The following is a 21,375-nucleotide window of genomic DNA, read 5'->3' on the forward strand; positions in this document are numbered from 1 at the left end:
CGGCCATCTTCGCCCGGGACCAGTGCGTGGCATTCTTCGGCGTCGATTCCAGCGTCGCAACCACGACATCCTCGACCTGATCACTGGTGATACTGGCCGGACGGCCGGGCCTGGGATCATCGACCAGCCCGTCCAGCCGGCGCTCCAGGAAACGGCGCCGCCACTTCGCCACGGTATGAGGTTCAACCCCGCACCGGACACCGACCTCCACGTTGCTCAGACCCTCGGCGCTGCCCAGTACGATCTTCGAACGCGTGGCCAGCGCCTGTGCCGACTTGGCCCTGCGAGCCCACCGGGAAAGTGTTTCCCGCTCTTCATCCGACAATTCCAGAGGGGCCTTCGGCCGTCCAACGTTCGCCATACCCCATTCTATAATTACGAAGCGAATTTCAGACGCAGGACACTAGGTGTGGGAGGGGCTAACCATGGCTGTCTTTCGGTTTACTGTGACGGGCACGATCGAAGCCGACGCCGACGCGCTTGGCGCCGCGATGGCGGCCTCCCTGCCTGCGCCTCCACGGATGCCGACGCGCTGGGGATATTGGAAAGCAGCCTCGAGTTCAGCGAAAACCCCGGTTCGGCTTTACAGGCTTTGCTGGAGATGGGCGTCATGGCCGTCTTGCAGGCCAAATTGGGTCCCCTGAATAAGGGCTGGGACGTCCAGGCGCTGGAGGCCATTGCCGTCCGGCTCCTGGGGTAGTCAATCAGCTGGTCAGTTGGCGCTGTTCGCGTCGACAGTCAGGCCGGATTCGGCACTTGCCACAATTGCCTTGGTCTCAGGCGAGGAAAAACGGCTGGCCAGGACGGTCACCACCGCCTGGAGCTCCTGGCGAAGGATGTCCGGGTCGATGGAAGCGGCGGCAAGAACTGTTCGTTCCATGTCCGCCGCAGCGGCCACAGCTTCCACCCCGCGCTCGGTCAGGGACACCACATGGCTTCGGCGGTCGGACGTGCTGCGCTCGCGCCGGATGTGGCCGTGGACCTCGAGCCGGCTGAGTGTTTTTCCCATGGTCTGGGCCTGGACGCGGACCAATTGGGCCAGCTGGGCCTGCGTCATGGGTCCGTTAAGGGAAAGTACCTCCATGGCGATCACTCCGGCATGGGTGAGCCCGATGGCTCCCAGCTTCTCGTTCCAGGAGTGTTCCACGAGACGTGCCGCGGTGGACAAGAGGCGCCCTGTGGGCCAGCGATCCATATCAGGCATACAACTTAGTATAGCCAGCGTGGGATTCGTCCCTCGCTCCCCCGCTTACTAAGCTTGGATGTCCAGAACATTCCTAAGGAGAAAATCTTGGCTGAACGACTCACTCCCGGCACTCCGGCACCGGACTTTACGTTGAAGGATTCCGCAGGGAAGGACGTCAGCCTGAAGGATTACCGCGGCCGGAACACCATCGTGTACTTCTACCCGGCGGCGTCGACGCCGGGCTGCACCAAGGAAGCGTGCGACTTCCGCGACACGCTCGCCTCCCTGCAACGCGAAGGCTACGACGTCGTCGGCGTGTCTCCGGATCCGGTCGGGAAGCTCGCCACATTCGCAGAAAAAGAAGGGCTGACGTTCCCGCTCCTGTCCGACGAAGACCACGCCGTGGCTGAGGCCTACGGTGCCTGGGGGGAGAAGAAGAACTACGGGCGGACCTATGAGGGCCTCATCCGGTCCACCATTGTGGTGGACGCGGACGGCATGGTCTCCATAGCCCAGTACAACGTGCGGGCCACCGGCCATGTGGCCAAGCTGCGCCGGGACCTCGGACTGTCCTAGTCGTTTTCGCCAGGCCGCGTGCGGCACACCGGCCCATCGAGCGGATGGCGCTCCCGGCAGGTACACTGGAGCCTGGAATCCGCCGTCGGACGTTCCCTGCATCCGCAGGAACAGCAGGAAAACATGCACGACGGCGGCGCGCGCGAGTGGTGAAATTGGCAGACACGCAGGATTTAGGTTCCTGTGCCTTCGGGCGTGGGGGTTCAAGTCCCCCCTTGCGCACAACTGCACAACCCTTGGAATCCCGGGCCTCACGGTCCGGGATTCCTTCGTTTAACTTCCCTGCGCCAGCGTCCGGGGGATCCTCGGAAAAAAGATTCTCCCCGTCCACCCATCCATTCCCGCCGAACGGCCGAATACCCATTGAGACACCAACCAAGGGTCGGTGCCCGCAGTCGGAAATTCAGCCAGTGCAGTGATCGGCAAAGTCGTTCACCGCAGGCAATGGTCGGCACTAACAAGGAGAATCGAAATGCAGTCATTCAAGCGCACAACTTTCACCGTCGCAGGTGTTGCAGCTGCAGCACTGCTCAGCCTGACCGCCTGCGGCGGTTCAGCCACGACGGCGAACAGCTCTTCCGCACCGGCTTCGACGCCGTCCGCCTCGAGCATGGCACCGTCACCGTCCGCCAGCTCTTCGGCCGCCATGGATCCGGCCGCCAACCTGGTTGGCCCCGGCTGCGCCGGTTACGCGGAAAAGGTTCCCAGCGGCGCCGGCTCGGTAGCAGGGATGGCCCTCGATCCGGTTGCGGTTGCAGCCTCGAACAACCCGCTGCTGACCACCCTCACGGCAGCCGTGTCCGGCAAGCTCAACCCGAAGGTCAACCTCGTGGACACGCTCAATGGCAGTGAATTCACGGTCTTCGCACCGGTGGATGACGCGTTCGCCAAGATCGACGCCGCCACCATCGAAACGCTCAAGACCGACGACGCCCTCCTGAGCAAGATCCTGACCTACCACGTGGTTCCGGGTCAGATCACTCCTGACAAGATTGTGGGCACCCACAAGACGGTCCAGGGCGGGTCGGTCACCGTGACAGGCACCAAGGATGCGCTGAAGGTCGATGACGCCAGCGTCATCTGTGGCGGCGTTCAGACGGCCAACGCCACGGTCTACCTGGTGGACTCCGTCCTGATGCCGAAGTAGGCAACCCTGCACGCTCCTGCTCCGGCTCCAGACTGACTCCCTGGACCGATCCTGGAGAAATCGAGGCCCGCACCGCACGGTGCGGGCCTCCTTTCTTGCCCTCAGCAAAGGCTGGCGGCAGCCCGGCATGCACCGCGGCGCGCGGCCGGCACGCACCCGGCGGGTGTCCAGGATCGGTCAATTAGACTGGGGACCGGTCCGTTGTCCGCGGGCCTTCCTGCCGTCCAGAGGTGATCATCGAGTGCCCAGCAGTAAATCGCGCCGCATTGCAGTCAGTATCGGCGCAGGGGTCCTGTCGCTGCTTCTGGCCTCGTGCACGGGCACGCCCGCTCCGGCACCGGCGTCGTCGTCTGCGGTTCCGACCAGCTCGGCACCCGCCGCGCCCACGGCGACATTCACCTTCGGCACCGCGGCCCAGCCGCTGGGACTCGATCCTGCCCTGGCCTCTGACGTCGAGTCCTACCGGATCACCCGCCAGGTCCTCGAAGGCCTCGTCGGAGTGGACCAGACAACCGGACTTCCCACTCCACTGCTGGCCACCGAGTGGGCAGAGTCCAGTGAAGGCCGCGCCTACACCTTCAAGCTCCGTGAAGGCGTCACCTTCCAGGACGGCTCCCCCTTCGATGCGGCAGCGGTCTGCACCAACTTCAACCGGTGGTTCACCTTCCCCGAAAGCCTGCGGAAGCAGGCCCCGGGCACATCGTTCAAGGGCGTCTTCAAGGCCCACGCCGACCAGGCCTCGCTGTCCATCTACAAGGGCTGCACTGCACTTACCCCCGGGAATGTCCGGATCGACCTCACGCAGCCCTTCACCGGGTTCCTCCAGGCCCTGACGCTCCCGGCCTTCGCGATGTCCTCGCCGACTGCCATGGCGGCGCAGAAAGCGGACAGCCTCAGCCAGAGCCGCGACGGCCAGCCGGTCTCGGCCTATGCCCTGCATCCCGTGGGCACGGGCCCCTACAGCTTCGCAGCCTGGGAGGACTCCAGCGTGAAGCTGGTCAGCAACAAGGACTACTGGGGCGACAAGGGCCAGATCGGCACCATCAACTTCGTCACCTACGACCATCCGCAGTCCCGGCTCCAGGCCCTCCTCGACGGGAAGATCGACGGTTATGACGCCGTCACCGTGGGCAACTTCGACCAGCTCGTCAAGCGCGGGAAGCAGATCATCCAGCGGGACCCGTTCTCCGTGATGTACCTCGGCATGAACCAGGATGTGCCCATCCTGCAGAACATCAAGGTGCGCCAGGCCATCGAGCTGGCGGTGGACAAAGAAACGCTGATCCGCCGCTTCTTCATCGACAACACCGCCCAGGCGTCCCAGTTCGTTCCGCCCAAACTCAGCGGCTTCAATAACAACGCCCCCTCCCTGGGCCATGATCCGGCCAAGGCCAAAGCGCTTCTGGAGGAGGCCGGCTACAAGGGCGAGGAACTCAAGTTCTACTACCCCCTGAATGTGACCAGGCCGTACCTGCCGACACCCGAAAAAATCTATGCGGAACTCAGCAGGCAGCTCACCGCCGTCGGCCTGAACATCAAGCCGGTCCCGGTGGACTGGACGGACGGGTACCTGCAGAAGGTGCAGTCTCCGGGCGACCATGCCCTGCACCTGCTGGGCTGGAATGGTTCGTACTCCGATCCGGACAACTTCGTGGGGCCTTTGTTCGGCGAGAAAACCGGCGAGTTCGGCTACCAGGACCCGCAGGTCTTTTCGAAGATTGCGCGGGCCAGGGGCCTGCCAGAGGGACAGGACCGGACGGAGCAGTACCGCACCATCAACGCCCAGATTGCGGAATCCGTCCCTGCCGTCCCCATCGCCTTCCCCATTTCTGCCTTGGCGCTCTCCGACCGGGTGCTGAAGTACCCCGCCTCGCCGGTATTAAACGAGGTTTTCACAAAGGTGGAGCTTAAGCCTTGACGGACCGCCCCAATTTCAGTTAGAGGGGCGCTCGGGATATTCTGTGACAGCCAGAGCCGCTGCTATCGGAGACTGATTGTGACTTTCATATCCAAGACCCAACATGCCGACGTCGTCCTGATTGGCGGCGGCATCATGAGCGCCACCCTGGGTGCGTTCATCAAGCAGCTCGAACCGAACTGGACCATCTCGCTGTTCGAACGGCTCGACGAAGCCGGCCTGGAAAGCTCAGGCCCGTGGAACAACGCAGGTACCGGCCACGCCGCGCTGTGTGAGCTTAACTACTCTCCCGCAGCCAAAGACGGCTCGGTTGATCCTTCCAAGGCACTGCACATCAACGAGCAGTTCCAGCTGTCCCGCCAGTTCTGGTCCCACCTGGTCAGCAACTCCCTCATCGGGTCCCCCAAGGGCTTCATCAACACCGTCCCGCACATGAGCTTTGTGATCGGGGACGCCAACGCCGACTTCCTGAAGGCCCGGTATGAGGCGCTGAAGCCGAATACCCTCTTCCGCTCGATGGAGTACTCCGAGGACCACGCGCAGATCGCCAAGTGGGCGCCGCTGATCGTCAAGGGCCGGGACGCCAAGCAGCGGATCGCTGCCACCCGCGCAGCCGAGGGGACCGACGTCGACTTCGGCGCCCTGACCCGCGAGCTGACCACATACCTGGGCAACAACGGTGTGGAGATCAACTACGGCCACGACGTCAACGGCATCCGCCGTGCACCGGGCGGCGGCTGGGACCTCACGCTCAAGCACAAGCAGTCCGGCGAGCACGGCAACATCCGCGCCAAGTTCGTCTTCGTCGGCGCGGGCGGCGGCGCGCTCCACCTGCTGCAGGCCTCCGGAATTCCGGAGAGCAAGGGCTACGGCGGCTTCCCGGTCTCCGGCCAGTTCTTCCGCTGCACCGACGAGGCCCTCGCAGCCCAGCACAGCGCCAAGGTCTACGGCCAGGCCTCCGTCGGAGCACCGCCCATGTCCGTACCGCACCTGGACACCCGCTACGTCAACGGCAAGCGTTCACTGCTGTTCGGCCCGTATGCCGGGTTCTCCACCAACTTCCTCAAGAACGGCTCGTACCTGGACCTGCCGCTGTCCATCCGCCCGAGCAACATCATCCCGATGCTTGCCGTGGCCAAGGACAATATGGACCTCACGGCCTACCTGGTCAAGGAAGTGGCCAAGCGTCACGGCGACAAGGTCGAGGCCCTGCGCGAGTACTACCCCGAAGCAAAAGACGGCGATTGGGAACTCATCACCGCCGGCCAGCGTGTTCAGATCATCAAGAAGGACCCGAAGAAGGGCGGTGTCCTGCAGTTCGGCACCGAGGTGATCGCGGCACGAGACGGTTCCATCGGAGCGCTGCTGGGGGCTTCCCCGGGAGCATCCACCGCTGTTCCCATCATGATCGAACTCCTGCAGAAGTCCTTCCCCAAGGACTTCAAGGGCTGGCAGTCCAAGCTCAAGGAAATGATGCCCGGCTACGGCATCAAGCTCAACGACAACCCGGAGTTGGCCGCACAGCTGGAGGCAGAAACTGCCAAGGCCCTCCAGCTGGAAGCCGTGGACGCTCCCTCCAGCTGACGCCCTGCTCGGGTTACGGCCGGTTCCACCTCCAACCACTAGACCGTCAACCCACCAGGAGACCATGAGATGTACCGGCTGGCTAAACTTTCGCTGGCAAACAGGGCACTGATCGCGCTGATCACCGTCTTTGCGTCGGTGTTCGGCGTGATCACCATGTCCTCGCTGAAACAGGAGCTCATTCCCTCCATCGAGTTTCCGCAAATAACGGTCATCTCGGCCATGCCCGGGGCCTCGCCGGAAGTGGTGGACAAGCAGGTGAGCGGGCCCCTCGAGACCGCCCTTAACGGTGTCGAGGGGCTGGAGTCGACGTCGTCCACGTCCCGCACCGGCGTTTCCCAGATCACCATGGTGTTCACGTACGGTTCCAACCTGGACCGGGCACGGAACCAGATCGACCGTGCCATCTCCAATGCCAAGCGCACGTTGCCCGACGACGTCCAGCCGCAGGCCATCGCGGGCAGCATCAGCGATTTCCCGATTGTCTTCCTGGCGGTCTCCTCCGACAAACCGCTCAGTGAGCTGAACGCCGATCTCCAGCGCCTCAGCGTCCCCCGCCTCCAGAAGCTCGACGGCGTCAGGGGCGCCGACGTCACCGGCGGTGCGTCCCAGCACATCCAGATCCTCCCCCGCCCCGAGGCCATGGCAGCCAAGGGCGCCACCCTCCAGTCCATCACCAACGCCCTGAAGAACAACGGGGCGCTGGTTCCGGCAGGCACCATCGAGGAACAGGGCAAAACGCTCTCGCTGCAGATCGGCAGCCCCGTGGACTCCCTGGACGCCGTCAAGGCCCTGCCGCTAGGTGGCGCCAGGGACGCCGCCACCATCGGCAGCGTGGCCGATGTCAGCATCAAGGACGACACACGCACCTCGATCACCCGGACCAACGGCAAGGAAACGCTTGCCCTCTCCGTGACGAAGAAGCCCGAAGGCGACACCGTGGCGATCTCCCACGCGGTGAAGGACTCCATCAGCCAGCTTGAAGCCGAGCTGGGATCCAACGCCAAGTTCACCCCGGTGTTCGACCAGGCCCCGTTCATCGAAAAGTCCATCAAGGACCTCACCACGGAGGGGCTCCTGGGCCTCGGCTTTGCCGTCGCGGTGATCCTGGTGTTCCTGATGTCCGTGCGGTCCACGCTGGTGACCGCCGTGTCCATCCCGCTCTCGCTGCTCATCACGTTCATCGGGCTCTCCGCCACGGGATACTCGCTGAACATCCTGACTCTCGGAGCACTCACCATCGCGATCGGACGCGTGGTGGACGACTCGATTGTGGTCATCGAGAACATCAAGCGGCACCTGAGCTATGGCGAAACCAAGCTCTCCGCCATCCTCACGTCCATCCGGGAAGTCGCCGGTGCCATTACGGCATCCACCCTGACCACCGTGGCCGTCTTCCTCCCCATAGCCTTTGTCGGGGAACTGGCAGGCGAACTGTTCCGGCCCTTCGCCCTGACGGTGACCATAGCGCTGCTCTCGTCACTCCTGGTGTCCCTCACCATCGTTCCCGTCCTGGCGTACTGGTTCCTCAGGACGCCGGCCGGCAGTGCGGGCGCCGAGCTTTCCGCAGAGGCGGCCCGGGAAGCCGCCGCCAGGGCCCATGAGAAGGAGCAGCGTAGCCTGCTCCAGCGGGGATACCTGCCAGTCCTCAACAAGACACAGAAACACCCGGTGGTGACACTCATCGCGGCGGTCCTGGTGCTCGGCGGAACGGCGGCCATGACCCCCCTGCTCGCCACCGACCTGCTGGGCCGCTCCGGCGAGAACAGCATGACGGTCCGGCAAGTCCTGCCCGCCGGAACCAGCCTCACGGACACCAGCGCGGCCGCCGTGAAGGTCGAGGAAGTCCTGCGGGACATCGACGGCATCAAGGACGTCCAGGTCACGTCAGGGAACGCACAGACGGGCTTCACCGCGCTGACGTCCAGCGGCGCTTCCAACTCCTCGTTCACGGTGGTCACCGAGGAGAAGGCCAACCAGGCCAGGCTCCAGGAAACCGTCCGCACCGAACTGGCCAAAATCAGTGACGTCGGCAAGATCTCCGTAGGCTCCCAGCAGGGCGGGTTCGGCACCACGTCCACGGTGGACATCACCCTGAAGGCGGCAAATTCCGCAGACCTCAGGGCGGCCAGCGACGCCATGGTCAAGGCCATGGAAGGCGTACCCGGCAGCACCGAGGTTGCCACCAACCTTGCGGCCAGCCAGCCGGTGGTCCAGGTCAAAGTGGACCGCGCCAAAGCCGTCGCGGCGGGGTTGAACGAGGAGCAGGTGGCCGGTGTCCTGGCCTCCACCATCAGCCCCTTGCCGGCCGGAACGGTGCGGATCGACACCAACGACTTCCCGGTCCAGATCGGCGAGGGAACCCGCTTCACCAGCGTTAGCGCCGTCCGGAACATCCCGCTGCCGGCCGCTGGCGGTGCCGTTACGCTGGGAAGCGTCGCTTCCGTGGAACAGGTGGACATCCCGGTGTCCATCACCGCCAGCAACGGCCAGCGGACCGCGCGGGTCTCGGTGACGCCGTCGGGCGCCAACCTTGGCGCCGTGAGCACAGAGGTGCAGAACCGGCTCAAGGGAGTGGAACTGCCCGCAGGCGTGACGGCGGAGATCGGCGGGGCCACCACCCAGCAGACAGAATCCTTCCAGCAGCTGGGCCTGGCCCTGCTCGCCGCCATCGCCATCGTGTACGTGATCATGGTGGCGGCGTTCAAATCGCTCATCCAGCCGCTTATCCTGCTGGTGTCCGTCCCGTTCGCCGCCACCGGAGCCATCGCGCTCCTCCTGGTGACCAGGGTGCCGCTGGGGCTGCCCTCGCTGATCGGCATGCTGATGCTGGTGGGCATCGTGGTGACCAACGCCATCGTCCTGATCGACCTCATCAACCAGTACCGGCAACCGCGGACCGGGCCCTCCGGAATGAAGGCCCCCGGAATGAGCGTGGCCGATGCCATCACGCACGGGGCCCGGCAGCGCCTCCGCCCCATCCTGATGACCGCGCTGGCCACCGTCTTCGCCCTGACGCCCATGGCACTCGGCCTGACCGGCGGCGGCGGATTCATCTCCCAGCCGCTGGCGATCGTGGTGATCGGCGGCCTGGTGTCCTCGACGGCGCTGACGCTGGTGCTGGTACCGGTCCTGTACCGGCTGGTGGAAGGGCGCCGCGAGAAGAAAGCCCTACTCCGGGCAATGCACGAACGTCCCGACTTTGGCCCCCCGGACGACGTCGACGCCGAGTTCCGCGACTGGACAACGGGCATGGTGCCGAAGGTATCCGGCCGCCGCGCTGCGGCAGGCGAGCCCGAATAGCGGCGGTACCCGAACGCCTTTCCGCAGCCGAACAACAGCAGTGCCCGTGCCACCAAGTGGCACGGGCACGGCCGTTTAAGCGTGCGGGAATATCCTGGCGTGCCTGACGTTACATCCACCGATAGATGCAAATGCATGTATATCGGGTACACTGAAACCAGACCCGAACAGTTCAGGAACGGAAGGCACATCATGCAGATCGGCGTATTCAGTGTCAGTGACATCACCACCGACCCCACCACGGGCCGCACGCCCACGGAGCACGAGCGCATCAAAGCGTCCGTAGCCATCGCCAAGAAGGTCGAAGAGATCGGCATGGATGTCTACGCCATCGGCGAGCACCACAACCGCCCGTTCTTCTCCTCCTCCCCCACCACCACGCTGGCCTACATCGCGGCGCAGACAGAACGCATCATCCTGTCCACGGCGACCACCCTGATCACCACCAACGATCCCGTGAAGATCGCCGAAGACTTTGCCATGCTGCAGCACCTCGCCGACGGCCGCGTGGACCTGGTGATGGGCCGCGGCAACACGGCACCGGTGTACCCCTGGTTCGGCAAGAACATCCAGGACGGCATCGAACTGGCCATCGAGAACTACAGCCTGCTGCGCAAGCTGTGGGACGAGGACACGGTGAACTGGTCCGGCAAGCACCGCACGCCGCTGCAGAACTTTACGTCCACACCCCGCCCGCTCGACGGCGTCGCCCCCTTCGTGTGGCACGGCTCCATCCGCACGCCGCAGATCGCCGAAGTGGCCGCGTACTACGGCGACGGCTTCTTTGCGAACAACATCTTCTGGCCCAAGGAGCACTACCAGCAGCTGATCGGCCTCTACCGCGAACGCTACGAGCACTACGGCCACGGCAAGGCCGACCAGGCGATCGTGGGCCTCGGCGGACAGTTCTTCATGCGCAAGAACTCGCAGGACGCCGTCAAGGAGTTCCGCCCGTACTTCGACAATGCCCCGGTCTACGGCCACGGACCCTCCCTGGAGGACTTCACCTCGCAGACCCCGCTGACCGTCGGCAGCCCGCAGGAAGTCATCGAAAAGACCCTGACGTTCCGCGAGTACTTCGGCGACTACCAGCGCCAGCTGTTCCTGATTGACCACGCCGGCCTGCCGCTGAAGACCGTGCTGGAACAGCTCGACCTGTTCGGCGAAGAGGTCCTGCCGGTCCTGCGCAAGGAGTACGCCGCCCTCACGCCCGCGCATGTGCCGGAACCGCCCACCCACGCCGCGCGGGTGGCAGCCCGGCTGGCCGCCCAGGTGCAGGAGGATGCAGTGACCAATCCGACAGCCCAGGACGCCTGATGAACGCCCAGCCAGGCGGCTCGCCCGTCAGACTCGCTGCGGAAACCTGGGAGTCGCTGTTCCGTGCCCAGGTGGCGGTGATGCGAAGGCTCCAGTCCGGCCCTGCCTTCAAGTCGCTGGCCGTCAACGAATACGACGTCCTTTTTACCCTCTCGCGCTGCCCTTCCGGCTGGCTGCGGTTGAATGAGCTGAATGACAACGTGCTCCTCAGCCAGTCCAGCCTCAGCAGGCTTGTGGAGAGGCTGGAGAAGCGGGGACTGGTGGAGCGCATGCCGGCACCGCAGGACGGACGCGGGGTCCTCCTGAAGCTGACAGATGCCGGGCGGGAGCTGCAGAAGCAGATCGGACGCGAGCATGTCCGCGACATTTCCGCGCTGATCACGCCGGCGCTCACCGCCAGTGAACAGCGTGAACTGCTGCGGCTTACCGAGAAACTGCGAGGGTCCCTGTCAGGGCGCTAGATGCTCAGCCAGGGCAGGCGTCAGGTTAGCGCGACGAGCCTGGCGGGGTCCTCCGCAGGCAGTTGCCCGTCCACTACTGCGGTCACCCGAAGTTCCCGCAGGGACAGGCTTCCGCCCACCGTGGACAGGAAGGCCGTGTCCGAGGAGTCCCGGCCCGCGGTGATCCTCAGCATGCTCTCGCGAGGGGCCAGCCCGGTGGGGTCGATGACATGCCAGGCGCCGTTGACATAGGCCTCTGCCACGGCATGGAAATCCATCGGGCTCAGCCCGGGTGCGTATACCGCCACGAGCCTGGCCGGGACGTCCTTCGAACGCAGGAGGGAAATGGCCAGGTGCGCGAAGTCCCGGCACACGCCGCGGCGGTTCAGGAGCGTCTCCACCGCCCCGTCGGTCCCCCGGGAGGAACCGCTGACATAGCGAAGCTCGCTGAAGACCCAGTTGCGGACGGCCAGCAGGAGCTCTTCGCCCTGGAGCCCGCCGAATTCCGCGTAGGCCGTGGGCAGCAGCCGGTCGGACTCCGCGTAGCGGCTGGGCCGGACGTAGCGGATGAGTTCCATCCGGGTGGGCTCTTCCGGAAGGGCCAGCCCGGAAACCGTGGCCGAGTAGTCCACGGTCACCTCCGTGGGATCCGCGAACTCCATGTAATGGAAGCGGCCCCCGTGGTGGTCGGACAGCTCCGTCACCGGCACCGGGTCCGTGCCGGAGGTCACCGACAGCGTCTCCACGAGCGACGAATAGCCCGCATTCCTTGCGACGGCAACCGCCAGCGCGACTTTGGTTTCAGCTGCGGTCTTGAAGACGAGGCGGGCGGCCACGCTGCGTTCCATGTATCTCCGGGGTGTGAGGTAGTTGCCGAACAGTCCCCGGTGCCGGCCGGTTGGGTTTACGGGCGGGCGGCGGGACTAACTTTTGATCTTCAGAGACATTAGCATCCGCTGGACATTCGCAAATTCAGAGCCCTCGTTGACGTACCTGGCCGCCTGGTCCAGGGTGTCGAAAGCCTTGGCCGGGGCCACCTTCTCATCCGCGGCGAAGGCCCTGATCGCGGCCAGGTCACCGAACGAGACGTCGCCCTTGCCTTCGGGGCCACGGACCACGTTTTGCAGCGCGCACGCTTTGCCGTCGCTTCCTCCCACCACGTTGGTGATGCCAAAGGAGCCGAAGTACTTGTATCCCTGGATCACGCGGAACACCACGTGCGGGGTGATCAGCCCGTCGCCCTCACGGTGCGGCAGGTCCAGCGGAACACTGCTGACCACCACGTACGGCCTTCGGGCCGCGTCCGCGCAGGCAGCCGGGGATGGCGATGGCAGGCCGGTCTGAAGCGTTGCCAGATACGTGCCCTTGGCGTCCTTGACTTCGACCTTGAGGGCCCCCGGAAGCGTCCCCTGGTCCGGTGCGACCGACTGCGCGATCCAATCCTGGGGCAGTTCGAAACTGACCACCTTGGCGGGGTCCGAAAAGACCTTCCACGCGGCGGCCGTCGCTCCGGCGGACGCGGATTCCGTACCGGACGCCGAAGGCTGTCCGCCGGTTGCCGAGGGTCCGGGAGTTGCGCCTGTTGCCGACGCCGACGGCGTTCCTCCCGCCGTCGAACTCTCGGACGGGCTGCTGCCCGCCGTCCAGGCCGGTTGCCCCTTGCCGTCGCCGCTGCATCCGGACATCACCGCGGCCGCAACGATGAACGCCGCGCCCAGCCGTGCCCTGCGGGCCATTGCCTTCCCTGTCATGAGGCAAGAGTAGCCGCGCGCCCGGCGCGGCCGCCGCCTTCGGGCCGGAGTGTTGACACACGGGCTTTCCCGCCCGCAAAGAGGGCTACGCTGGGGGCATGGCGGAACAGCACTTTGAGACGGAGCAGGACAGCGTGGCGGACATCTCGGCCCTGGACATTGCCGACTGGCGGGTCCGGACCTTCGCCATGTACCAAAACGTCCGCAGGATAGCCGTGGACAGCCCCGCCGAGGCGCACTCGTATTGGCGGCAGGAACGCGACAGGATGTTCGGCACCCACCCGGCGTCGGCACTCACCGCCGCCTCCAAAGCCACGTTCAGCGGCCTCCGGACAGCGGACTACGATCCCATCTACAGGTTCCACGTGCGCCTGACGAAAGAGGGAGCCGGCCGGGAAATGAACGTTGAGACGGGCACCGACGGGGTGGTCAGGTTTGTCCGCCTGGGCACCTTCGACCTGCCCGAGATGGGCCAGCTGGCCGTCTGGAAGCTGCACGGTTACGGCGGCGGCATCTTCGTGCCGTTCCGGGATGCGACGGCGGGTCAGCCCGGCGGCAGCTACGGCGCCGGACGCTACCTGCTGGACACGATCAAGGGCGCCTTCCACGGCGTGCTGGGATCAGGGCCGGACGCCGAGTTCATCCTGGACTTCAACTTCGCCTACAACCCTTCCTGCGCCTACAACGAGGCCTGGGCCTGCCCGCTGGCCGGCCCGTCCAACCGGCTGGCCGTGGAGATCCCGGTCGGCGAACTGTACTGACGGGCCCTCCCGCCACAATGGCGGGCGGGCGACACACTCCGCCAACACGTCCCGGCGGGACGTAGGATGTCTTGATGACCGCACCGACACGCCGCATTGCCCGCGTCCGCCCCCACTCCGCCGCCTCGGAGTTGGAACACTTCTTCGTTGCCAATGACGCTCCGGACTTCGGCAGCGAAGCAGGCAAACTCTGGACTGTTATCGACAGCCCCTTCCCCGGGTCACTGGCGAACGCTTCGGCCGCCCCGCGGGCAGGCTGGCAGCCCGGCTCCACTGTCGGCGAAGACGCATTCACCTTCCTGGCCCCCAGTGTTCCGGCCAACGTGCTGGGCATGGCGCACAACACGGGCCGGGCGGGCCGGGACCTTCCTCCGCAGGCCTTCCACAAGGCGGCCACCAGCGTGGTGGGACCGGGCGATGCCATTGAACTCGCGCCAGGAGTGGGGCATGTGGACCCGGAGGCCGAGCTGACCGTCGTCATCGGGCGCAAGGCACGCGGGTTGACGCCGGAGAAGGCACGGGAGGCCGTCCTCGGCTTCACCATCGGCAACGACGTCACTGCCAGGGATCTGCAGAAAGCGGACGAGCTGTGGATCAGCGCCAAGAGCCAGGACACGTTCACGCCGGTGGGACCGTGGATCGTAACAGGCCTGGACCCCGTCCTGGACAGCGCGGCCCTTTCCATCGGGATTGTGCACAACGGCACCGAACTACGGGCTGCCAGTTCCGCGGACCTCGGCTGGGGCGTGGACGAAATCCTGGTTTATCTGACGTCCTTCATGACGCTCCACCCCGGCGACCTGGTCCTCACCGGGTTCCCTGCCGAAACGGCGCAGCTGCACCGCGGTGACACCGTCACCTGCCGGGTGGAAGGAATCGGCGAACTGACGAATCCGGTCAGGGACGCCGCCTGACCAGATCCGCAGGCACGGTGTGGCAGGCTTGAGCGATGGAATCACCTGCCGCGGCCACCGTCCCGCTGACGCAACAGTCCGGTTCCACCACCCCAGCACGGCGCCCGCCGGCCACGAAGCACTACCGTGGCATCCTGCGGTTCCCCGCCGTCCGGCAGCTCATCCGTTTCACCGGTGTGGGGATTGTGTGCACGGTGACCTCGCTTGCCCTGTACGCACTGCTCCGGCCCTGGCTGGGGCCGCAGCTGGCCAACGCCGCGGCGCTGATCATCACCTCGGTGATGAACACTGCCCTTAACCGGCGGCTCACGTTCAAAATCGCGGGACGCAGCAAGGCCGGCAGGGACCACCTGAGCGGCCTGGTGGTCATCGTAATTGCGCTGGTGCTCACCGGCGGCAGCCTCGGAGTGCTGCACTGGTTCAATCCTGACGCGAGCATGTCCGATGAGTTGTGGACCACCACATTGTCCGGCTTCGCGGCCACTGCAGTGCGCTTTGCGCTGCTGCGGCACTGGATCTTCCGCCGCGCACGGCACCGCTGACGGCACTTCCAACGGCACCGCTAGCGGATGCCCAGCGTCTGTACGCTTCCCACCGCGTTCCGGACGGCCAGGGCTGCTTCGTGCAGTTCGGCCGCCGTCACCGAGGCATCAAAGCTGAAGCGGACGGCGGTCTGGGCGACCTCGGACGGAATCCCCATCGCCAGCAGCACCGGCGAGGCGGCATCGGATCCGGCCGCGCAGGCGGACCCGCTGGAGCACACCACGCCTTGCCGTTCCAGTTCAAGGAGCACCGATTCGCCGCTGGTCCCCGGGAAGCAGAACGAAGCCACCGAGGGCAGCCGCTCGGCCGGGTGTCCCGTCAGCTGCGCGCCGGGCACGCCGGCCAGGACTTCGCGGATAAAGTCGTCCCGCAGGGCTTCTGCGTGTTCCCGACCGGGGCGGACCAGCGCCAGCGCGGTGGCCAATGCCACGGCGCCGGCCACATTCTCGGTCCCGGAGCGGCGGCCGCGTTCCTGCCCGCCGCCATGGAGCAGCGGTTCAACCCGCGTGCGGCTCCGCACGAACAGCGCCCCGTTGCCCTTCGGTGCACCCAGCTTGTGGCCGGAGATGCTCATGGCGTCCACACCGAGGAACTTCGTATCCAGCGGAAGCCAGCCCGCGGCCTGCACAGCGTCCGTGTGGAACGGGATGCCCTTCTCACGGCACAGCGCGGCGAGTTCACGGATTGGCTGGACCGTTCCCACTTCATTGTTCGCGTACATCACGCTGACCAGCGCGGTTTCCGGACGGAGGACAGCGGCGAGAGCATCGGGTGTCACTTGCCCGAAGCCGTCCACCGGGACGGTGTCCACGGCGAAACCGTGGAACCGTTCCAGGTACCGTGCCGATTCTTCCACCGCGGGATGTTCGACGGCGCTGATCACCACGCGGTTGAGCGCCGGGTCCGCAGCCTGCCGTGCCAGGGCAATTCCCTTGACGGCCAGGTTGTCCGCCTCAGTGCCGCCTGACGTGAAGGTAATCTCCGCGGGCCGGCAGTTCAGCGCACGGGCCGTGGCCGTGCGGGCGCCGGCGAGCGCCGAGGCGGCGGACTCACCGAGCGAGTGGTGGCTCGACGGGTTTCCGAAGTCGCCGGTGAGGTAGGGCCACATGGCTTCCAGCACTTCGCGGCGGACCGGCGTGGTTGCTGCGGCGTCCAGGAAGATCATGGCGGGTTCAGCCCACCGTCAGTTCAACGTCGAGGCCCAGGTCGAGGGCGATGACACTGTGGGTGAGGCCGCCGATGGAAATGACGTCCACACCGGTGGCCGCGATTGCTGCCACCGTACCGAGGTTGACGTTGCCGCTGGCTTCCACCCGGGCCCGGCCGTCCACAAGCGCCACACCGGCGGCCAGTTCCTCCAGCGTGAAGTTGTCCAGCATAATCGTGTCCACTCCCGCGGCGAGCACAGGCTCCACCTGCTCCATCCGGTCCACTTCAACCTCGAAGTGCGTGGTGTGGCCGAGCTGCGCCTTCGCGGACTTCAGCACTGCAGTGAGTTTGGCCGGGTCCCCGCCCGTGATGACCGCGAGGTGGTTGTCCTTGGCCAGCACGGCATCGGACAGGCTGAAGCGGTGGTTGGCTCCGCCGCCGCAGCGCACTGCGTAGCGTTCCAGCACGCGCAGGCCCGGCGTCGTTTTCCGGGTGTCGGTGATCCGGGCCTTGGTTCCCTGGACAAGGTCCACGAATTCCGCCGTTTTTGTCGCGATCGCACTCATCCTCTGGACCAGGTTCAGGCCCACGCGCTCGGCCAGCAGGACTGCCCGGGCGTTGCCGGTCACCCTGGCCAGCGGCGTACCTGCGCCGAACCTTTCGCCGTCCGCCACCAGCAGTTCGACGACGGCGTCCGGGTCCGTGAGTTTCATGGCGGCAGCGAACACGGCTCCCCCGCTCAGGACACCCGGGACACGGGCGTTCAGCACCGCCGTCGCGCGTGCCTGCGCAGGAATCAGGACCTGCGAGGTGATGTCACCGTAGGGGGCATCCTCGGCGAGCGCGGCGCGCAGCACACCCAGCACGGCCGCTTCGGGGAGGCTGCCGGTGAGCTCAACGCCCGTCCGGGCCGGTGTTTCCTGGGCGGTGGTGGTCATGAGGAAATCCTTTGCATCGAAGGTGAAGGGGCGGCCGCGGGATCCGTATCCGCGCGGTAGTGGGCGCCCACGGAGGCAGTCCGGTTCCGGGCGGCCTCCACGAGCAGCCGGGCGGCCAGCAGCAGGTTGCGGTCTTCAAACTCCCGCGGGTTCCTGGGCTCGGTGGCACCGATGGAGTCGGCCCACTGGGCCAACCGAGCGGCAGCGGCATCGAGTTCAGGACCCGTCCGCAACACCCCGGCAGCACCTGTCATCAACCGCCCCAGAGCGTCCCGGGAAAACGCCCCGGGATCAGGCACAAAACCAACAACACCTTCGGCCGCATCGTCCCGTGGTGTTTCCGAACTGCCACCCGACGTGAGCCGTCCGTCGTCGACTGCGGGTGTTCCGGAAGCGTGCGTCAAGGTGAGGCCGCCCGCGGCCGAGACAGCACGCGGAGGAACGCCGGCAGGCGACACCCAACCCGGCCCGGGTGACAGGAACGCCTCCACTCCACGCCGCCCGAAGACCAGCCCTTCGAGCAGCGAGTTGCTGGCGAGCCGGTTGGCGCCCTGGGCGCCGGTGCAGGCCACTTCACCCGCTGCGTAGAGTCCCGGGACGGTGGTCCGTCCGTCCAGGTCCGTGGCCACACCGCCCATCCAGTAGTGGGCTGCCGGAGACACCGGAAGCGGTTCGGCCGTCCAGTCGTATCCTGCCGCGGCCGTGGCGGCGGTGATCGTGGGGAACCGCCGGGCCAGGAAGCCGGAGCCCTTGGCGGCAGCAATGCCCCGGGCGTCCAGGAACACCGGGCTGTCCGCCGGGGCCCCGGTCCGGGCCAGGTGCAGCGCGATGCTGCGGGAGACGACGTCGCGCGGTGCAAGTTCGGCGTCGGGGTGATAGTCCGGCATAAAGCGGTGGCCGTCGGCATCGAGAAGCACCGCGCCCTCGCCGCGGACGGCTTCGGACACGAGGAGCGGCGGCGGACCGCCGGCCGTCTCCGTCATCGCCATGGTGGTGGGGTGGAACTGGAAGAACTCGAGATCGCTCACGGCGGCGCCTGCGCGCCAGGCCAGCGCCAGGCCGTCGGCCGTGGCTACCGAGGGGTTGCTGGTGCGTGCGAAAATCCTTCCGGCACCGCCGGTGGCGAGGAGCACGCCAGTGGCTGCCAGGTGCTTGAGTTCGCCGTTCTGCAGGTAGGTCACGCCGGTGACCCGGCCGTCCGCCGTCGTCAGTTCCGTGACGAATGCGCCTGTTTCCAGCCGGAGCCGGCCGGACACCGCCCGTTCCAGGACCGCGGCGATCAGTCCGCGGGCAATGCGGGCGCCGGTGGCGTCCCCGCCGGCGTGCAGGATGCGCGGCGCCGAGTGGGCAGCTTCCAGTCCCAGTGCGGTGTCCCCCTGCGCGTCGGCATCGAAGGTGACCCCGTACCGGCGCAGCCCGGCGATGTCCTGCACCGCCTCCGAGCAGAGGATCCGCACGGCCTCCAGGTTGTTCAGGCCGGCCCCGGCTGCCAGAGTGTCGGCCATATGGGCCTCCACGGAGTCGCCGGGCGCGGCTTCGCCCGGTTCCAGCACGGCCGACACGCCGCCCTGGGCGTAAAAAGTGTTGCTGTGCTCCAGCTGCCCCTTGCTGAGCAGGACCACTTCCGCTGCGGAGCCGTCGTCGGCGTCGGCCGCCAGAAGCGCCGCGTAGAGTCCGGCAATACCGCTGCCGGCAACCACAAGCCGCCTGGTCACGGCCGCGCCGCCAGCATCCGCTCGAGGGCCACGCGCGCCGGCGCGGCAACGTCATCATCCACAGTGATGCGGTTGAGGACTTCGCCGTTGACCAGCGCTTCCAGCACCCAGGCCAGGTAGCCCGGGTGGATCCGGTACATGGTGGAGCAGGGGCAAATGACCGGGTCCAGGCAGAAGATGGTGTGCTGCGGGTATTCTGCCGCCAGCCGGTTGACCATGTTGATCTCGGTGCCGATCGCAAACGTGGTGGGTTCCGTGGCGGCGGCAATGGCCTTCCGGATGAAGTCGGTGGAGCCGGCGGAATCGGCGGCGTCCACCACCTCCATGGGGCACTCCGGGTGCACAATCACGTTGACGCCAGGGAAGTCGGCGCGGGCCTTCTCGATCTGCCCCACGTTGAAGCGCTTGTGCACCGAGCAGAAGCCGTGCCAGAGGATCACGCGGGAATCCAGCAGGGTCTGTTCGTCGTTGCCGCCAAGGTCCTTGCGCGGGTTCCACATGGGCATCTGCTCCATCGGCACGCCCATGGCCTTGGCGGTGTTGCGGCCCAGGTGCTGGTCGGGGAAGAACAGGACCCGCTGGCCGCGCTGGAAGGCCCATTCGAGCACGGTGGCGGCGTTGGAGGACGTGCAGACGATGCCGCCGTGGTCCCCGCAGAAGCCTTTGAGCGCCGCGGAGGAGTTCATGTAGGTGACGGGGATGACCGGAACCCGGCCGTCGGCGTCGGGTTCGGTGCCGTAGAGCTCTTCGAGCTGCTCCCAGCAGTCAGTCACGGAATCGATGTCCGCCATGTCCGCCATGGAGCAGCCCGCTGCAAGGTTCGGCAGGATGACTGCCTGGTCCGGCTTCGACAGGATGTCCGCGGTTTCGGCCATGAAGTGGACGCCGCAGAAGATGATGGCCTCGGCGTCCGGCCGGGTCAGCGCGGCATTGGCCAACTGGAAGGAGTCGCCCACGAAATCGGCGTACTCAATCACCTCGTCCCGCTGGTAGAAGTGTCCGAGGATGACGGCCTTGTCCCCGAGGGCAGCCTTGGCCGCCCGGATGCGGGTGTCCAGTTCGGCGTCGCTGGCCTTCTTGTATTCCTCGGGCAGCTGCCCCTGGCGCGGGGTGGCCGCGGGGGCGACGTCCGAGCTGGAAGCACCCGGGCCGTACGCGGGCACACCGGCGAGGGCCTCGGCGAGATCGTAATCCCATGGCCCGCGGGCCAGTGCCGGGCTGCAGGTGGAGGCGGCTGTTGCAATACCTGTGACACTGCTGGCGGCCTGTTCGCGAGTGATCAACTGGATTGCCGTGTTGACGCTGCTCATGGTGTGCTCCTGTTATCTGGGTCAAGGCCGGGGCGGCCGGTAAAGCGGTAGAGGCGGGGAGGGCGGTGTTTTCCGCCCTGCAGGTATTCGCCGGTTTCTTCGATTTCCGGCGTGGACTTGAGCTGGCGGCGGAAATTCGCGGGATCCAGCTCCCGGTCAAGGACGGCTTCGTAGACCTCCCGGACCTGGGCCAGGGTGAAGTACTCCCCCAGCAGGTGGTAGGCCACCGAACCGTAGGCCAGCTTGTTGCGCAGGCGCCCGAGGGCATAGTCCACGATCGCGTTGTGGTCGAAGGCCAGCTCTCCCAGGCGGTCTGCCCGGAACCACTTGACGTTCTCTGATTCGTCGGCGAGCGCGGCTTCCGTCGGCTGGACCAGCGCCCAGTACACGATGGACACCACACGCTGGGACGGCGAGCGGTGCAGGCCGCCGAAGGCGTAGAGCTGTTCGAGGTAGTTCGGCGCCAGCCCGGTGGTTTCCCGCAGGTTCCGCGACGCCGCGTCCTGAAGGGATTCAGCGTGGGTCAGCGGGCCTCCGGGCAGTGCCCACAGATCCTTGAACGGCTCACGGATGCGGCGTACCAGCGGGAGCCACAGCGTGGGCCGCCCGGATTTCTCGCTGGGACGGAGGGCGAAGATCACCGTGGAAATGGCGAGCGACGGCGGTGCGGCCTGGCGCTCGGCAACGTTGGCAGAGCTTGTATACACGGCGGTTCACCCCGCTTTCTTCGCACGCGACGGTGCCTCTGGGCTTCGACCGGTGACCCGTCCGCGGGTACTCCGGTTAGTTATAGTCAATATGACTAGAACTAATGGTACGACTG

At 66.2% G+C, this 21,375-nt stretch carries 20 protein-coding genes and 1 tRNA gene; 12 read left to right on the plus strand and 9 right to left on the minus strand.

What is annotated here, in order from left to right; genetic code table 11:
• The coding region (locus PV761_RS07100) for a helix-turn-helix domain-containing protein (RefSeq protein ID WP_347895483.1) at positions 1-361 on the minus strand (361 nt) is incomplete at its 3' end.
• A gap of 180 nt (positions 362-541) precedes the next feature.
• On the opposite strand from PV761_RS07100, the gene PV761_RS07105 reads away from it, so the two are divergent.
• Entirely contained in the window at positions 542-700 is a 159-nt protein-coding gene (locus PV761_RS07105; RefSeq protein WP_347895485.1) for a hypothetical protein, read from the plus strand.
• Between the two features lie 12 nt (positions 701-712).
• On the opposite strand, the gene PV761_RS07110 is transcribed toward PV761_RS07105, so the two are convergent.
• The gene (locus PV761_RS07110) at positions 713-1,195 is read right to left on the minus strand and encodes a MarR family transcriptional regulator (RefSeq protein WP_051628953.1); all 483 of its coding nucleotides are present in this window, start codon (positions 1,193-1,195) and stop codon (positions 713-715) included.
• 96 nt (positions 1,196-1,291) lie between these two features.
• On the opposite strand from PV761_RS07110, the gene bcp reads away from it, so the two are divergent.
• The 8 genes from bcp (at position 1,292) to PV761_RS07150 (ending at position 11,492) form a co-directional block, all read left to right on the plus strand.
• Positions 1,292-1,762, plus strand: coding sequence for a thioredoxin-dependent thiol peroxidase (gene bcp, locus PV761_RS07115; protein WP_347895487.1), 471 nt, complete (start codon positions 1,292-1,294; stop codon positions 1,760-1,762).
• A gap of 140 nt (positions 1,763-1,902) precedes the next feature.
• Positions 1,903-1,984: transfer RNA gene (locus tag PV761_RS07120), tRNA-Leu, on the plus strand.
• A gap of 250 nt (positions 1,985-2,234) precedes the next feature.
• On the plus strand, positions 2,235-2,909 hold the full coding sequence (locus tag PV761_RS07125) for a fasciclin domain-containing protein (RefSeq protein ID WP_028271602.1): 675 nt from the start codon (positions 2,235-2,237) through the stop codon (positions 2,907-2,909).
• 241 nt (positions 2,910-3,150) lie between these two features.
• Complete coding sequence (locus PV761_RS07130; RefSeq protein WP_347895489.1) at positions 3,151-4,827, plus strand: ABC transporter substrate-binding protein; 1,677 nt, start codon at positions 3,151-3,153, stop codon at positions 4,825-4,827.
• 78 nt (positions 4,828-4,905) lie between these two features.
• Complete coding sequence (locus PV761_RS07135) at positions 4,906-6,411, plus strand: malate:quinone oxidoreductase (RefSeq protein WP_028271600.1); 1,506 nt, start codon at positions 4,906-4,908, stop codon at positions 6,409-6,411.
• A 69-nt stretch (positions 6,412-6,480) separates the two neighbouring features.
• The gene (locus tag PV761_RS07140; protein ID WP_028271599.1) at positions 6,481-9,714 is read left to right on the plus strand and encodes an efflux RND transporter permease subunit; all 3,234 of its coding nucleotides are present in this window, start codon (positions 6,481-6,483) and stop codon (positions 9,712-9,714) included.
• Positions 9,715-9,906: 192 nt separating this feature from the next.
• Entirely contained in the window at positions 9,907-11,031 is a 1,125-nt protein-coding gene (locus PV761_RS07145) for an LLM class flavin-dependent oxidoreductase (protein ID WP_347895492.1), read from the plus strand.
• Positions 11,031-11,492: a MarR family winged helix-turn-helix transcriptional regulator gene (locus PV761_RS07150; protein WP_347895494.1), complete on the plus strand. Its 462-nt coding sequence runs from the start codon at positions 11,031-11,033 to the stop codon at positions 11,490-11,492. The genes PV761_RS07145 and PV761_RS07150 overlap by 1 nt, the downstream gene beginning before the upstream one ends.
• A gap of 20 nt (positions 11,493-11,512) precedes the next feature.
• Here the strand turns inward: PV761_RS07150 and PV761_RS07155 are convergent, their stop codons facing one another.
• Both PV761_RS07155 and PV761_RS07160 read right to left on the minus strand, forming a co-directional pair.
• The gene (locus PV761_RS07155) at positions 11,513-12,319 is read right to left on the minus strand and encodes a transglutaminase family protein (protein WP_347895496.1); all 807 of its coding nucleotides are present in this window, start codon (positions 12,317-12,319) and stop codon (positions 11,513-11,515) included.
• 75 nt (positions 12,320-12,394) lie between these two features.
• Positions 12,395-13,222: a hypothetical protein gene (locus PV761_RS07160; RefSeq protein ID WP_347895498.1), complete on the minus strand. Its 828-nt coding sequence runs from the start codon at positions 13,220-13,222 to the stop codon at positions 12,395-12,397.
• A gap of 98 nt (positions 13,223-13,320) precedes the next feature.
• On the opposite strand from PV761_RS07160, the gene PV761_RS07165 reads away from it, so the two are divergent.
• From PV761_RS07165 to PV761_RS07175, 3 genes are all read left to right on the plus strand, one after another.
• Positions 13,321-13,983 (plus strand): DUF1684 domain-containing protein, encoded by a 663-nt coding sequence (locus PV761_RS07165; RefSeq protein ID WP_347895500.1) that lies wholly within the window; start codon positions 13,321-13,323, stop codon positions 13,981-13,983.
• Between the two features lie 74 nt (positions 13,984-14,057).
• Positions 14,058-14,897 carry a fumarylacetoacetate hydrolase family protein gene (locus tag PV761_RS07170; RefSeq protein WP_043439926.1) on the plus strand — a complete coding sequence of 280 codons (840 nt, stop codon included), beginning with the start codon at positions 14,058-14,060 and terminating at the stop codon, positions 14,895-14,897.
• Positions 14,898-14,932: 35 nt separating this feature from the next.
• Positions 14,933-15,439, plus strand: a complete 507-nt coding sequence (locus PV761_RS07175; RefSeq protein ID WP_028272973.1) for a GtrA family protein — start codon at positions 14,933-14,935, stop codon at positions 15,437-15,439.
• A gap of 20 nt (positions 15,440-15,459) precedes the next feature.
• Here the strand turns inward: PV761_RS07175 and PV761_RS07180 are convergent, their stop codons facing one another.
• Genes PV761_RS07180 through PV761_RS07200 form a run of 5 tightly spaced genes read right to left on the minus strand, consistent with a single transcriptional unit; the run spans position 15,460 to position 21,259 of the window.
• Positions 15,460-16,605 carry a cysteine desulfurase family protein gene (locus PV761_RS07180; protein WP_347895503.1) on the minus strand — a complete coding sequence of 382 codons (1,146 nt, stop codon included), beginning with the start codon at positions 16,603-16,605 and terminating at the stop codon, positions 15,460-15,462.
• Positions 16,606-16,612: 7 nt separating this feature from the next.
• Positions 16,613-17,527, minus strand: coding sequence for a carboxylating nicotinate-nucleotide diphosphorylase (gene nadC / locus PV761_RS07185; protein ID WP_347895505.1), 915 nt, complete (start codon positions 17,525-17,527; stop codon positions 16,613-16,615).
• Positions 17,524-19,242: an FAD-binding protein gene (locus PV761_RS07190; protein ID WP_347895507.1), complete on the minus strand. Its 1,719-nt coding sequence runs from the start codon at positions 19,240-19,242 to the stop codon at positions 17,524-17,526. Before PV761_RS07190 ends, nadC begins: the two co-directional genes overlap by 4 nt.
• Entirely contained in the window at positions 19,239-20,552 is a 1,314-nt protein-coding gene (gene nadA / locus PV761_RS07195; RefSeq protein ID WP_347895509.1) for a quinolinate synthase NadA, read from the minus strand. The genes PV761_RS07190 and nadA overlap by 4 nt, the downstream gene beginning before the upstream one ends.
• The gene (locus PV761_RS07200) at positions 20,549-21,259 is read right to left on the minus strand and encodes an NUDIX domain-containing protein (protein ID WP_347895511.1); all 711 of its coding nucleotides are present in this window, start codon (positions 21,257-21,259) and stop codon (positions 20,549-20,551) included. The genes nadA and PV761_RS07200 overlap by 4 nt, the downstream gene beginning before the upstream one ends.
• Between the last annotated feature and the right edge of the window lie 116 nt (positions 21,260-21,375).

This window comes from Arthrobacter sp. CC3 (assembly GCF_039907775.1).
Lineage (GTDB): Bacteria > Actinomycetota > Actinomycetes > Actinomycetales > Micrococcaceae > Arthrobacter.

Coding starts and splice junctions, on each gene's coding strand:
- PV761_RS07170 (WP_043439926.1), top strand. CDS start 14,058: ATGACCGCACCGACACGCCGCATTGCCCGCGTCCGCCCCCACTCCGCC.
- nadA (WP_347895509.1), bottom strand. CDS start 20,552: ATGAGCAGCGTCAACACGGCAATCCAGTTGATCACTCGCGAACAGGCC.
- nadC (WP_347895505.1), bottom strand. CDS start 17,527: ATGACCACCACCGCCCAGGAAACACCGGCCCGGACGGGCGTTGAGCTC.
- PV761_RS07180 (WP_347895503.1), bottom strand. CDS start 16,605: ATGATCTTCCTGGACGCCGCAGCAACCACGCCGGTCCGCCGCGAAGTG.
- PV761_RS07155 (WP_347895496.1), bottom strand. CDS start 12,319: ATGGAACGCAGCGTGGCCGCCCGCCTCGTCTTCAAGACCGCAGCTGAA.
- PV761_RS07110 (WP_051628953.1), bottom strand. CDS start 1,195: ATGGATCGCTGGCCCACAGGGCGCCTCTTGTCCACCGCGGCACGTCTC.
- PV761_RS07145 (WP_347895492.1), top strand. CDS start 9,907: ATGCAGATCGGCGTATTCAGTGTCAGTGACATCACCACCGACCCCACC.
- PV761_RS07125 (WP_028271602.1), top strand. CDS start 2,235: ATGCAGTCATTCAAGCGCACAACTTTCACCGTCGCAGGTGTTGCAGCT.
- PV761_RS07160 (WP_347895498.1), bottom strand. CDS start 13,222: ATGACAGGGAAGGCAATGGCCCGCAGGGCACGGCTGGGCGCGGCGTTC.
- PV761_RS07150 (WP_347895494.1), top strand. CDS start 11,031: ATGAACGCCCAGCCAGGCGGCTCGCCCGTCAGACTCGCTGCGGAAACC.
- PV761_RS07165 (WP_347895500.1), top strand. CDS start 13,321: ATGGCGGAACAGCACTTTGAGACGGAGCAGGACAGCGTGGCGGACATC.
- PV761_RS07175 (WP_028272973.1), top strand. CDS start 14,933: ATGGAATCACCTGCCGCGGCCACCGTCCCGCTGACGCAACAGTCCGGT.
- PV761_RS07140 (WP_028271599.1), top strand. CDS start 6,481: ATGTACCGGCTGGCTAAACTTTCGCTGGCAAACAGGGCACTGATCGCG.